Here is a 13179-nt window from a genome sequence, read left to right as displayed (position 1 = left end):
TATGGAATTATTATTAGCCATTATAACCGGTTTACTTTATGCAGCAGGCATTTATATGATTATGCGCCGCAGCATTGTAAAGCTAATTTTAGGTATTGTGTTGTTGGGTAATGGCGTTAACTTACTTATCTTTTTATTAGGACGTATCACTAAAGGTGAACCACCTATTATTTCAGATAGCGATAAAATTTTAGAAGGTATTTTTGCCGATCCTATTCCACAAGCACTTATTTTAACCGCCATTGTTATCAGTTTTGGTTTACAATCCTTTGCCATTATTTTGGTTAAGCGTGCTTATAAAGTATTAAAAACAGACGATCTCGATCAACTTAACACCACAGACGAAGATTCATGACAAACCACGTGATCATATTACCCTTAATTGTTAATTTGCTATTTAGCATCATATTGATGTTTTTTTGGCGAAACATTAATTTCCAAAAACTCTTTAGCGTTATTGGTAATGCTATTGGTTTGGGTGTAGCGATTTACGTGTTTACACATGTCTACCAAAATGGTACCCAAGTGGTTGAAGCTGGTAATTGGGAAGCCCCTTTTGGGATTGTGTTTGTAGGTGATATGTTAGCTGCGACTTTGGTGCTATTAACTGCTATCAGTGGTTTAGCGGTTTCTATTTTCTCCAGCATTTCAGTTATTAATGCGCGCCTAAGATTTGGTTACTTTAGTGTATTTCAGTTTTTGTTATTAGGACTTAATGGGGCATTTTTAACCGGTGATATTTTTAATCTATACGTCTGGTTCGAAATTATTATTATTAGCTCATTTGTGCTGATCAGTATTGGCGGTGAGAAAAATCAGCTTGAAGGTGCTGTGAAATATTTTGCACTCAACTTCTTCGCCTCAATGATATTTTTAACCGCTTTAGGCGTTTTGTATGGTTTGGCAGGAACTTTAAACATGGCCGATTTAGCAGGCAAGGTTCAAAGCATTGAAAATCGCACTTTAGTAGATGTTTGTGCGGTTTTATTTTTAGTTGGTTTTGGTATTAAATCGGCTATTTTTCCCTTATATTTTTGGCTTCCCGCATCATACCACACGCCACCATCAGCAGTTTCGGCGATTTTTGCTGGTTTATTAACTAAAGTTGGCGTTTATGCCTTAATTCGTGTGTTTTCAATGATTTTTGAAATAGACGTGTTCCTTCAAAACTTACTCATTGGACTTGGAATTTTAACCATTTTTTCTGGCGGTATTGGCGCTTTAACCCATACAAATATTCGGAAAGTTTTCTCGTATTTAATCATTTGTCACATTGGTTTTATGATCGGTGGTCTTGGCTTATTCACAAAAGTTGCCCTAACTGGTGTTGTATTTTACCTCATTCACGACATTATCGTTAAAACCAATTTATTTTTAATTGCTGGTGTAATTTACCGGATTAAAGCAACCACGAATATGAATAAAATAGGTGGTTTATATGCCAATTATCCTAAATTGAGTTTGCTGATGGCCATCCCTTTATTTTCTTTAGTTGGAGTGCCGCCATTATCAGGCTTTTGGCCGAAACTATCACTTATTTTAGCAAGTTTTAGCGAAGCGCAATATTGGTATTTTGGCGCCTTGATTTTCGGGAGTTTTATCACGCTATTCATCATTGCGCGATTGTGGTCTAAGGCTTTTTGGAAAGACCAACCTGAATTTAAACGTGAGCGTAAGTTTATATACTTTTATGAACTTCGACCATTTCAAAAATTACAGTTTATCATGCCTATTATGCTGTTAACTTTTGTAAGTTTATATATTGGATTTGGCGCTAATCACATTCAGGAACTTTCGGTAAGAATTGCTGAAGAAATCACTAATAAAGATTTATATATTAAAGCCGTGTTAAACCCATAATTATGAAAACACAGTTTTTATCTAACATATTACTTATGCTCATCTGGGTGTTTTTAACAGGTAGCTATACCTTTGAAAACTTCAGTTTCGGGTTTATATTGAGCTTTTTAATCTTGTGGATTATTTCCCGAAAAACCGATCAAAATAAATATTATAAAATATTGCCTCGAATTATTGGCTTTTTTTTCTTTTTTCTATGGGAAATGATTAAAGCTAATATTCAAGTTGCCATTGAAGTCATTACACCAACGCACAATATGAAGCCAGGTATTGTTAGTGTACCACTTGATGCTAAAACTGATGTTGAAATTACTTTTTTAGCTAACTTGATTACTTTAACACCTGGAACATTAAGCCTTGACGTCTCTACAGACCGCAAAGTTTTATATGTACATTCGATGTACGTTCACAACAAACAAGAATTTATAGACGATATTAAAAACGGATTTGAAAAGCGATTATTAGCTATATTAAGATGACCTTAAACGACTATTTATACTACGTAATATTACCCTTGCTATCTTTAGCTGAAATTCTTGTGTTTATACGTTTCATCAAAGGTCCAAGCATTATAGATCGCGTTGTTGCCTTAGATTTACTGATTACCATTGGTATCGGAATTATTGCAATTTATAGCATCATCAACAACCAACCTACGTTCTTAGACATCGCCATGATTTTAGCACTCATAGCGTTTTTAAGTACCGTTGCCTTTTCTTATTACCTTGAAAAACGAAACAAAAATGACTGATGTATTAATCTACATATTCGCCACATTAGGCACCTTATTTGCCTTACTTGCAGCTATCGGAATTATTAGAATGCCAGATACTTACTTACGGATATCTGTCAATACCAAAGCCGCTACATTAGGCGTAGGATTATTACTCGGTGCAGCCGCTGTTTATTTTTATGACTTTTCAGTCACCACACGTGTGCAAGCCATTGTTATTTTTATTTTACTCACTGCACCTGTGGGCGCACACCTCATTGGGCGAACATCTTACTTTTTAGGTAATAAACTTTGGGATGGCTCTGTAATTGACGACTTAAAAGATCGTTACAATAAATCAACACACGAGCTAAAAAGTGACCCAGAACAAGTAGAAGAAAACAACTCAAAACAGGATTCAAAAACAGATCGCAATGCCTAAATTACCAAAGGCATTACAATTAAAACTAGATCAGCGCCTGCGAAATGAGAGTCTTCGTGAACTCAAAACCACGTTCCCATCATTAACCGATTTTGCTTCAAATGATTATTTAGGTCTGAGTCAACTTACGTCGGTTGAAGTTACCGCAGAAAAAATTCATCAACAATATCCAGTTGATGCCAAGCCTGGCTCAAGATTACTCACCGGGAATTCTCAATTACACTACGATTGCGAAAATTATTTAGCCGATTTTTATCAAGCTGAATCAGCCTTATTATTCAATTCAGGTTATACGGCTAACTTAGGTTTAATATCAGCAATTGGTTTACGGCAAAGTTTAATTTTATTTGATGAGCTTGTGCATGCTTCTATTCGTGATGGCATCAGTTTAGCACAAGCCAAGAGCTATAAATTTAAACACAATAACTTAGATGACTTAGAACGAAAGTTACAACAATATGCCCATGAATTTGACAGTATTTACGTGATTACCGAAAGTGTTTTTTCTATGGATGGCGACCAAGCACCTGTTGAAAAAATCAGTGCACTTTGTAAGCAGTTTAATGCTCATTTTATTCTTGATGAAGCTCATGCCATTGGCGTTTTAGGCAAAGAAGGTTTGTCGTTTCAAAACATTAATAGTTTAGCACGCGTGATTACCTTTGGGAAAAGTTTTGCACAACACGGCGCTGTTATTTTAGGGAGCGAAGCTTTAAAATCTTATCTCGTTAACTTCAGTCGGAGTTTAATTTACACCACGGCTATTTCAACACAGCAAACCGCCTTAATTTGGGCCGCTCATCAAGAATTTAAAAAAAATCTTAGCCTAGCACATCAGCTTCAAACTAATATTGCTTTATTTTTAGAGCAAGTACAACAGCTTCAGTTAGAAGATTATTTCATTACCAGTCAATCAGCTATTCAATCCTGCATCATTTCAGGAAATTCAGCATGTAAAAGCATCGCCGAGGCACTTCAAAAAGAACAATTTGATGTGCGCGCTATTTTATCACCAACGGTTCCTAAAGGAAAAGAACGGCTTCGCTTTTGCCTTCATGCCGATAATTCACCCCAAGAAATTAAGCGAGTTTTAGCACTTTTAAAAGCAAAACTAGCCTCAATTTCATAACTTTGAAAGACTTAAAACGACGTCATGAAAATTATTTCTTATAACGTAAATGGCATACGTGCCGCCTTAAAAAAAGATTTACTCGGATGGTTAGCTGCCGCTGAAGCAGATGTGGTTTGTTTTCAAGAGACCAAAGCCCAACCCGAACAAATTGATGATCAGCTTTTTCATGACTTAGGTTACAAACATTGTTATTGGTTTTCGGCTGAAAAGAAAGGCTACAGCAGTGTTGGCATTATTTCAAAACACGAACCAAAACATGTAGAATACGGAACAGGTATTGATTATATGGATCGTGAAGGCCGTAATTTACGGGTCGATTTTGATGGGCTTTCAATCATGAGTTTATATTTACCATCAGGCACCAATGATGCTCGCCTTGAGTTTAAGTTGCAATATATGGCCGATTTTAAAACTTATGTAAACCATCTAAAAAAAGAATATCCAAACCTGGTGATTTGTGGCGATTATAATATTTGTCATGAACCGATTGATATTCATGACCCTGTTCGACTTAAAAATGTGTCAGGCTTTTTACCTATAGAACGCGAATGGCTTACCAACTTTCTTGAATTAGGTCTCATTGATTCGTTTAGGCATTTGCATCCCGAAAAAGAACAATATTCATGGTGGAGTTATCGCGCCAATGCTCGTGAACGTAATAAAGGTTGGCGATTAGACTATTTACTTATTACACAAGATTTAAAACCGCGATTAAAACGGGCATTAATTTTGCAAGAGGCAAAACATAGTGACCATTGTCCCGTTTTATTAGAACTTGATTAATTTTATTTTATAAGATATGAAAAAGATATTTCTTTTAAGCTTGATTTCAATAAGCTTAACCGCTTGCGTGAGTCAGAAAAAATTTGATGCACTTACACGCCAATTTGAAGATTTACAAGCCGATTTCAATAACCAGTCGAAAACATTAAACGACTGCCAAAACGCATTAGAAGCTATAAAAACTGAGCGGCAAGAATTAGCTACTCAGGTTGAAGCACTCGAAAAAAATAAAAAAGAAATTGAAAAAGCGTTAGCAAAAAAACAAGACGAATACAATCAACTTTCACAATCTTACAATGCACTTGAAGCCAACAGTAGTAAAGTCTTAGCCGAAAATGCACAACAAAACAGAGCACTTTTAAAAGAGTTAGAAACTAAAAAAACGGCACTGGCAGAAGAACAAAAACGCTTGGAGCAATTACAAAAAGATTTAGACTACAGAGCCCAAAGAATTGATGAGTTAGAACAAATGATTGTTGCCAACAAAGAAAAAATGAAAGCACTAAAAGACAAATTATCTAGTGCACTCATTAATTTTGAAGACCGCGGTTTAAGCGTAGAACAACGTGATGGTAAAGTTTATGTTTCTATGGAAAATAAGCTCTTATTCAAATCTGGAAGTTGGACGGTTGGTGCTGAAGGCCAAGCCGCTGTTCAAGAACTCGGTAAGGTTTTAGCGGATAATCCAGATATTGCGGTTTTAATTGAAGGCCACACCGATAATGTACCTTACAATGGTAGCGGACAGTTAAAAGACAATTGGGATTTATCCACCAAACGTGCTACTGAAGTTTTAAAATTACTTTTACAAAACGAAAATATTGAGCCTGAACGCTTAACTGCAGCCGGACGTGGAAAATATGCGCCAGTGGCGCCAAATACAACGCAGTCTGGTAAAGCTAAAAACCGGCGTATTGAAGTGGTACTCACACCGCAGTTAGACGAAATTTCGCAATTACTAAAGCAAAATTAAATTGAACTTACTACACAAAGCCTCAAGTCCGTATTTATTACAACATCGAGACAATCCAGTGCATTGGCGCGAATGGAATGCAGAAAGCTTGGCTTTAGCTAAAAAAGAAAATAAACCATTACTTATAAGTATTGGTTATGCCGCCTGCCATTGGTGCCATGTCATGGCACACGAATCTTTTGAAGACCAAGAGGTCGCTGAAGTCATGAATGCTCACTTTATTTGTATAAAAGTTGATCGTGAGGAACGACCTGATATTGACCAAATTTACATGGATGCGGCACAAATCTTAACTGGTCGTGGCGGCTGGCCACTTAATGCTTTTGCATTTCCAGATGGCAAACCCTTTTATGCGGCCACCTATTTCCCTAAAGAGAATTGGTTAAAAGTGCTTAAAAATGTAGCAAAAGCTTATGATACCCAACAAGAACAACTTAAAGACACAGCTTTAAAGTTAACACGTGGAATTCAAGATATTGACCGCTTAGATTTTACTGAAAATGATCAAGATATTACCTTTAGCAAAACCGATTATCAAGACTTGTTTGGCAGTTGGCAGCGCTTTTTTGACTCTAAATATGGTGGCTTTAAAGGTGCACCAAAATTTGCGATGCCCAGCAGTTGGCAGTTTTTATTACAATACCATGAGCTGACTCAAAATAAAGAAGCCTTAGAGCAATGCCTCAATTTACTTGACCATATGATTGCTGGCGGCATTTATGACCAAATTCACGGTGGATTTGCGCGCTACTCTGTCGATGAACGCTGGTTTGCTCCGCATTTTGAAAAAATGCTTTACGATAATGCACAAATGATTAGTTTACTGGCCAATGCTTATAAAATTACCCAAAAGCCAAGTTATGAAATAGCGATTGAACAAAGCCTTGACTTTGTTGACAATTGGCTGAGCGATACAAATGGCGGATTTTATTCGGCGGTTGATGCCGATTCTGAAGGTCGTGAAGGTGCATTTTATACCTATAGCTATAATGAATTAGAAGAAGCTTTAACTTCAGATGAATTTGAAATAGCAAAAAGCTACTTCAATTTAAAGCAAAAAGGCAACTGGGAAGAAGGACAAAATATTCTCTACACCGCTCAATCAATTTCAAAAATAGCCGAAGAGTATAACTTATCTGAAAATGAGTTAGTAGGAAAATTGAATCTTATTCGTTCTAAAATCAAAACCTTAAGCAACTCAAAACCACGGCCTGAAATTGATACGAAAATTTTATGCAGCTGGAATGCGATGATGCTTAAAGCCTATGTTGATGCCTACCAAGCTTTGGGACATCAAGCCTACCTTGATCAAGCTGAAGCTAATGCTGCTTTTATTCAGAAAGAACTTTTAAGTGAAAACCAGCAGTTGTTCAGAAATTTTAAAGATGGGCAATCTAGTATTACCGGATTTCTAGAAGATTATGCGTGGTTAAGTTTGGCTTTAATTAGTCTATACGAAGCCACTTTAACTGTAAGCTATTTAGAGCTAGCTAAACAATTAGTTGATAAGAGCATTACCGATTTTTACGATGCGGATTTAGGTTTATTTTACTACACTTCAACCGAAGCCGAAGCGCTAATTGCGCGTAAAATTGAAGTCAATGACAACGTTATTCCATCTTCAAATTCGGTGATGTTGCAGGCGTTATTCAAACTGCACAAATTCTACAATGCCAGCAGCTATAAGCATATTGTACAAAAAATGTTAGCTAAAGTCTCTCCAAAACTTCATAAATCTGGTCCGTATTTGGCTCATTGGGCCATTGTTGTGGGTTACTTAACACATCCTTTTGCTGAAGTGGTGACCTGCGGAAGTGATTATGCCCAAAAGCATAAAAGTTTACTACAACATTATAACCCTAATGCCATCTTTTTAGGCGGTACAACTGAAGACTTAGCGCTGATGAAGGATAAAACCGATTATAATCAAATTTTTGTTTGTGTTGACCAAAGTTGTCAGCAGCCAGCAAACACAGTTGAAGAAGCTTTAACGCAATTGAAAGCACTTTATTAATACTGCTTTTTAAAGTCCAATTTCTGAAATGCTTAGACCAATTAAGCTGAGACTAAAGCGCCATACCCGTAAGTTTTTTATAAGTGCGTAAAGCTTCACTATCTGTCATGGCAGCGATATGAGAGCTAATATCTATCAGCCAATCTTCGGTAGGTGATTGCTCAGCATTAAAATGAGGCAGAAAGTTGGCTAAAATTAAACGGTCGATAGATGTTGATTGCCCGTTGAGTTGATGCTCTACGGCGGTGGTAAACTCATGTAGCAAACTTGTTAAGACTTTATAGCCCACAATTTCTTTATCCATGACCTCTTGACTGCGGTAAACGTTTTTAATACTGATATTTATAATATCCTTAATTTGGGCTTTATAACGCGACTGAGACAATAAGTCTACATGAAAATCTCCATTTAAAATAGCGGTTTCATTCGCCATGAATATGTCGACTGTTTCTTGAATTAAAGTCCCAATAGCTAAAGAGCGTAAATAAGCCACCCGATTTTTAGTGGTGTTGAGTTTGGCGTATTTATCGACATCTATTTTATGATTGATGAGTTTAGATAAATATTCTAAGGCGTAATCTTCTGGAATTAAACCGAGGTTGATGCCATCTTCAAAATCGATAATGGTGTAACAAATATCATCGGCAGCTTCAACTAGAAACGCTAAGGGATGACGTGCATAACTTTGGCCATGTTCGTGGGTTGAGGTTGGTAATCCGACGTCTCTAGCTACCTCATCAAAAAAATCAGCTTGCTGGGAAAAATAACCGTATTTTTTATGGGCGATTTGGTTGGTTGGTTTGTGAGGTAAAGATGCCTTAGGGTATTTCGTAAAACTAGCTAAGGTTGCATAAGACAAGCGTAAACCGCCTACAGAGCCATCGCGTGTTTCGGTGAGTAATTTAAAGCCGTTGGCATTACCTTCAAAATGGGTAAGGTCTTGATACGCAAGTTTCGAGATTTGAGATTGAAAGCGTTGGCCTGCGCCATTTTTAAAATAATCGCTCATAGCGTTTTCACCAGAATGCCCAAAAGGTGGATTGCCAATATCATGAGCAATGGCTGCCGCGGCAACAATGGCACCAAAATCGTTAAAATGAAAGCCGTGTGTGGCTGCTAAATAAGGGTATTTTTTTAAGATGGCCTTGCCCACATTTCGGCCTAAGGAGCGCCCAACGACGGAGACTTCTAGGCTGTGTGTTAATCGGGTATGTACAAAATCGGTTTCGGATAGCGGAATCACTTGGGTTTTATCTTGCAAGCTTCTAAAAGCTGATGAAAACACAATGCGGTCGTAATCGACTTCGAAGCCTAAGCGTGTATCGTCTTGTTCTTTACGGATGCGTTTATGCTTGTCGCCGAAACGCTTGAGTGATAAAAGTTGTTCCCAGTTTGCCATGCGGAAAATAATTTGATTCAAAAATACGGTATTGTGGCGTGATTGGGCTCAAACATTTTAAAAATCCTTTTTGTGAAATTCCTGCTCTAATTGAAAACTAAATTGTGTTGTTGGTACAGGTAGCTGTGTCAGGAGTTTAAAAGAATTATTCCCCATGAAGACGTTTCATAGGGAATAGTACCTCTCTTTTTCATTGAGTTAAATCGCGGCAAAACAAACACCTGTAAATTCATAACGCAATAAATCAAACAACAATTAAATTTCTGTGATTCTTGTTTGTATCAACGACATTTCATAACACGGCACAAAAGTTTTGTTAAGGTCTGATTTAAAAATGATAAAAATATTGTAACGCTTGTAGGTCTTTTTTCTGCTTTTATGCAAATACTCATAATAATAAGAATAATGTTTGCTGAAAAATTGTGATACTTCCTTGTTATTATAGTTGTTCAGTTTAGTCATAAAAGGCTTAATATCTTCAAGGTTTCCTTTTCTTTCTAGTTCTGGAATCATTTCATTTGGTAACAAATACCTGAAATTATTCTGATCTGCCCCAGATACATAAATATGAGACAAACTTATTCCCCAATTCTTTTTTTCATTAGTATGAAAATATTTAAAATTGGTTGAATCCTTACTACCTCTTGTAATAGAATCTGTCTTTTTATCAACAACCAAAAAAAGGCTATTTGAAATAGATTGCGAAAAAGCACACTTCACAAGCATTATAAATACAATAAGGGTTATATAGTTTTTCATATTAGCTAGTTTGGACAATTATTTGTCGTTGTAAAAATATATTGTTGATAGGCTTGATTAATATTCAACAGAGCTTAGTATTTTGATATCCCAACATCCATCAAAACCTCTTAAACCTTCAAACTCAATGTAAACATTTTCAAAAGGGATAAAAATGCCAACTTTGTAAAATTCTCTATTAGATTTTATTTTCTTTAAAGTTTTGATTATTAAAACACCCGTATATTCTTTATCAGATGTTAAAGGCAGATCTTTAAAGTTTTCACTCAAGTTATTTTTAAAAACTACTGGATCATCCACATAATGTAAAACTTCTTTATGGTTAAGAATTTTTGAAATCAATTCTTCTTTGTTATTATTTTGAAGTAAAAGGTTTGCTATTAAAAATAAAGATAATATTGATTTCATGTCTAGTAATATTTATTTAAGATTAACCATTGAGCTGAACCTGCATTTAAATCTTGATTTTTAAGAGATTTGTTTATGACTTAAAGTTAATGCCCGAATAAATATTCTCTCCATTCTGCTTTATAAAGTGCATACTTGTTATGAGCAAGTTTTTCGATAATGTAGGTTACAAACAAATCATTTTTTGTGTATGCCTGATAAGCTTTACCTTTAGCAGGATATTTACCATAGGTTTTTTCTCTAAATGCTAGTACTTTATCTTCAACAAATTTTGGTTCGACTATATTTAGTTTGCTAAAGGTATCATATTCGATTGTGTCTGTCTGAGTTTTATTAGCTTTTAAGGCAAAACCATTGTTTAAATTAAGATATATAGTAGTATTTTTTATAAATTTTTGATTATACGGATAATCGGCTTTGTTCTCTTTAAAAACTAAAAAAATAGTATCGCGCTCAAAGTTTTGTGCATTTAAAAAGCATGTCGCTAATAAAAAAATACTTATCAGTTTAAATTTAGCAGTCATTAGTAAGGTTATTTATTAAATTATTTATCATGCTAATGTAGCTTTTGCTTTTTTAATTCCACACGACTTATAGTTCTATTATGATGATGTAGTATTAATTTATTTTCATAAAAATCTAATTTCCCAATCTCTAATATTTCATATATCAGTACTGTATCATTTTCTATTAATGGTTTCCCAAGCGTAGACTTTACTTGATTTGTTGTTTTGGAAATTAGCTGCTTACTTTCAAGCAAATTTTCAAGCATTAAATATCTATTTTCAGGCTTGTTCATCCAAACTTCTTGGTTAAAATCTAATTGAGTTCTAAGACCAAAATACATATAAGTTATTCCTAAAAATAGAATCAGGTAGGTTAAAATTGTACTGAATATTGTAGTTAAGATATGATTAGACCTACTCCTTAATTTACCATATTTTTTAATTAATTTGCTGATAGTTATATATATTAAAAGGATGACTAATGGACTTGCTATTAGAAGTATTAATTTCATGATTTAAAGACAGTGTTTTTAGAAAAAACCTCTACTTGGGGTTGTAGAGGGTTTTCTAAACATTTTGTTTCAATGTATTGAAGGTATTAGAAAAGTCTGGATCTGTTTTTTAAAATGCCTATTTTTGTATCTGATTTTAATTTTAATTTTTTTTAAATCAGATGTTTCTTCCACTTTTAAAACGGAAGGTGATATTAAACCTTTTATAAAATAAAGTTTTGAATACGCAAACTCACCTGTGTTTTTTACAGAGATTATCAAATTTGATATTGAACCACCATATCCTTCAAATAAACCTTCAGGTGTATTATGCGGATCAGATTGTTTCAAAACAACAACTAAAGACCCGCTTAATTCTTTAGAGTAGAGATTATCCCACCAGATGTTGCCTAAGATATAACTAAAATCTTCGTTTACTTTGTATTCATGAAGTTTTAGATTTTGACTAGTTGCCAAATTACTTATTAGAGACAATGCTATTATAATTATAATTTTCATTTTTAAAATTATTTATCTTACTGAAAAATGAATATGATCTTGATGTCCACCTACATTGTAATTAAAGTTCCAAGTATCATTTTCAATACTATATTTGTGTTTAAAATGAGGTCCAAAATTTTCACGAACATTAGGAAAGTCGTCCATAGCTTCTTGTAATTCTGTGATTTGCTGGGTCAATCCTGAAACTATCATTACAAAGACTTCCATTTTCGCATCATTCTATTGCTGTTTTATTTGCATAAACTCAGTCTATGTCAGTTAATATTCAACAGAGCTTAGTATTTTGATATCCCAACATCCATCAAAACCTCTTAAACCTTCAAACTCAATGTAAACATTTTCAAAAGGGATAAAAATGCCAACTTTGTAAAATTCTCTATTAGATTTTATTTTCTTTAAAGTTTTGATTATTAAAACACCCGTATATTCTTTATCAGATGTTAAAGGCAGATCTTTAAAGTTTTCACTAAAGTTATTTTTAAAAACTACTGGATCATCCACATAATGTAAAACTTCTTTATGGTTAAGAATTTTTGAAATCAATTCTTCTTTGTTATTATTTTGATGTACAAGGTTTGCTATTAAAAATAAAGATAAGATTGATTTCTTGTCTAGTAATATTTATTTAAGATTAACCATTGAGCTGAACCTGCATTTAAATCTTGACCATATGTATTAATTTCAAATATTGTACCTTCTTCACCAGGATAATCAATCTCATCTAGGTTATCCAAAAAATGTACATATTCATGCATAATCCTTGCACCAAGTAAAAAAGCAAAAGCATTAGCTTAGCTTGAATAAGACCGAAATTAATTCATTTCATTTTTAGTTATTAATAAAGTATCTTTTTCAATTTTTAAGTTAAAATTGTAATTTTTGAATACAGCATTAGAATAGTACCCAAAACCCTTTTCTAATTTATTTCCACCTTGAAAAATTTCTAAAAAATAAGTGCCATCAACACCTTTTAGGTTCATATCTAATATTAGATGACGTTTTTCTTTCGAATCAATATGAATCGCTCTATAGGTTTTGCTTTCTTTTTCAGTACCATAGGTTAGTTTTAGGCTATCGATAATTGTATTAGTAGAATTATTTATTGAAATTTTAGTTTGTTTATCACTTGTACAGGATAAAAAACATAGCACAATCAAAAACATTAAATTAGGTTTCAT

General features: G+C 34.3%; 19 protein-coding genes. 9 read left to right on the top strand and 10 right to left on the bottom strand.

The features are described from left to right. Nucleotide 1 precedes the first annotated feature (1 nt). The 9 genes from BUB82_RS05900 to BUB82_RS05860 are packed head-to-tail and all read left to right on the top strand — an operon-like array spanning nucleotide 2 to nucleotide 7916. Nucleotides 2–355 carry a Na+/H+ antiporter subunit C gene (locus BUB82_RS05900; RefSeq protein WP_073192679.1) on the top strand — a complete coding sequence of 118 codons (354 nt, stop codon included), beginning with the start codon at nucleotides 2–4 and terminating at the stop codon, nucleotides 353–355. Further along, a complete protein-coding gene (locus tag BUB82_RS05895) occupies nucleotides 352–1860 on the top strand; it encodes a proton-conducting transporter transmembrane domain-containing protein (protein ID WP_073192678.1) in 1509 nt (502 codons plus the stop codon). Before BUB82_RS05900 ends, BUB82_RS05895 begins: the two co-directional genes overlap by 4 nt. Nucleotides 1861–1862: 2 nt before the next feature. After that, the gene (locus BUB82_RS05890) at nucleotides 1863–2339 is read left to right on the top strand and encodes a Na+/H+ antiporter subunit E (protein ID WP_073192677.1); all 477 of its coding nucleotides are present in this window, start codon (nucleotides 1863–1865) and stop codon (nucleotides 2337–2339) included. Then, on the top strand, nucleotides 2336–2611 hold the full coding sequence (locus BUB82_RS05885) for a cation:proton antiporter (RefSeq protein WP_073192676.1): 276 nt from the start codon (nucleotides 2336–2338) through the stop codon (nucleotides 2609–2611). Before BUB82_RS05890 ends, BUB82_RS05885 begins: the two co-directional genes overlap by 4 nt. Further along, a complete protein-coding gene (gene mnhG / locus BUB82_RS05880; protein ID WP_073192675.1) occupies nucleotides 2604–3014 on the top strand; it encodes a monovalent cation/H(+) antiporter subunit G in 411 nt (136 codons plus the stop codon). Before BUB82_RS05885 ends, mnhG begins: the two co-directional genes overlap by 8 nt. Then, complete coding sequence (locus tag BUB82_RS05875; protein WP_073192674.1) at nucleotides 3007–4143, top strand: aminotransferase class I/II-fold pyridoxal phosphate-dependent enzyme; 1137 nt, start codon at nucleotides 3007–3009, stop codon at nucleotides 4141–4143. Before mnhG ends, BUB82_RS05875 begins: the two co-directional genes overlap by 8 nt. A 24-nt stretch (nucleotides 4144–4167) precedes the next feature. Continuing rightward, nucleotides 4168–4929, top strand: a complete 762-nt coding sequence (locus BUB82_RS05870) for an exodeoxyribonuclease III (RefSeq protein WP_073192673.1) — start codon at nucleotides 4168–4170, stop codon at nucleotides 4927–4929. A 16-nt stretch (nucleotides 4930–4945) separates the two neighbouring features. Beyond that, nucleotides 4946–5902 (top strand): OmpA family protein, encoded by a 957-nt coding sequence (locus BUB82_RS05865; RefSeq protein ID WP_073192672.1) that lies wholly within the window; start codon nucleotides 4946–4948, stop codon nucleotides 5900–5902. 1 nt (nucleotide 5903) lies between these two features. Further along, entirely contained in the window at nucleotides 5904–7916 is a 2013-nt protein-coding gene (locus tag BUB82_RS05860; RefSeq protein ID WP_234949765.1) for a thioredoxin domain-containing protein, read from the top strand. A 52-nt stretch (nucleotides 7917–7968) separates the two neighbouring features. Here BUB82_RS05860 and dgt read toward each other — a convergent pair whose 3' ends face one another. From dgt to BUB82_RS05815, 10 genes are all read right to left on the bottom strand, one after another. Next, nucleotides 7969–9315, bottom strand: a complete 1347-nt coding sequence (dgt, locus tag BUB82_RS05855; protein ID WP_073192670.1) for a dGTP triphosphohydrolase — start codon at nucleotides 9313–9315, stop codon at nucleotides 7969–7971. Nucleotides 9316–9570: 255 nt separating this feature from the next. Next, nucleotides 9571–10074 carry a hypothetical protein gene (locus BUB82_RS05850; protein ID WP_073192669.1) on the bottom strand — a complete coding sequence of 168 codons (504 nt, stop codon included), beginning with the start codon at nucleotides 10072–10074 and terminating at the stop codon, nucleotides 9571–9573. 57 nt (nucleotides 10075–10131) lie between these two features. Continuing rightward, entirely contained in the window at nucleotides 10132–10482 is a 351-nt protein-coding gene (locus BUB82_RS05845) for a hypothetical protein (protein WP_073192668.1), read from the bottom strand. Nucleotides 10483–10568: 86 nt separating this feature from the next. Then, nucleotides 10569–11006 (bottom strand): hypothetical protein, encoded by a 438-nt coding sequence (locus BUB82_RS05840; RefSeq protein WP_073192667.1) that lies wholly within the window; start codon nucleotides 11004–11006, stop codon nucleotides 10569–10571. 32 nt (nucleotides 11007–11038) lie between these two features. After that, nucleotides 11039–11500, bottom strand: a complete 462-nt coding sequence (locus BUB82_RS05835) for a hypothetical protein (RefSeq protein WP_073192666.1) — start codon at nucleotides 11498–11500, stop codon at nucleotides 11039–11041. 69 nt (nucleotides 11501–11569) lie between these two features. After that, nucleotides 11570–11998, bottom strand: coding sequence for a hypothetical protein (locus BUB82_RS05830; RefSeq protein WP_073192665.1), 429 nt, complete (start codon nucleotides 11996–11998; stop codon nucleotides 11570–11572). A gap of 12 nt (nucleotides 11999–12010) precedes the next feature. Beyond that, nucleotides 12011–12208 (bottom strand): hypothetical protein, encoded by a 198-nt coding sequence (locus BUB82_RS05825; RefSeq protein WP_073192664.1) that lies wholly within the window; start codon nucleotides 12206–12208, stop codon nucleotides 12011–12013. 51 nt (nucleotides 12209–12259) lie between these two features. Then, nucleotides 12260–12544, bottom strand: coding sequence for a hypothetical protein (locus BUB82_RS05820; protein WP_073192663.1), 285 nt, complete (start codon nucleotides 12542–12544; stop codon nucleotides 12260–12262). A 68-nt stretch (nucleotides 12545–12612) separates the two neighbouring features. Continuing rightward, nucleotides 12613–12735 carry a hypothetical protein gene (locus BUB82_RS11895; RefSeq protein ID WP_262501837.1) on the bottom strand — a complete coding sequence of 41 codons (123 nt, stop codon included), beginning with the start codon at nucleotides 12733–12735 and terminating at the stop codon, nucleotides 12613–12615. A gap of 78 nt (nucleotides 12736–12813) precedes the next feature. Further along, entirely contained in the window at nucleotides 12814–13179 is a 366-nt protein-coding gene (locus BUB82_RS05815; RefSeq protein ID WP_073192662.1) for a hypothetical protein, read from the bottom strand.

The sequence above is a fragment of the Psychroflexus salarius genome (assembly GCF_900129035.1).
In the GTDB taxonomy this organism is placed as follows: Bacteria; Bacteroidota; Bacteroidia; order Flavobacteriales; family Flavobacteriaceae; genus Psychroflexus; species Psychroflexus salarius.
This window is presented reverse-complemented; position numbering and strand designations above follow the sequence as displayed.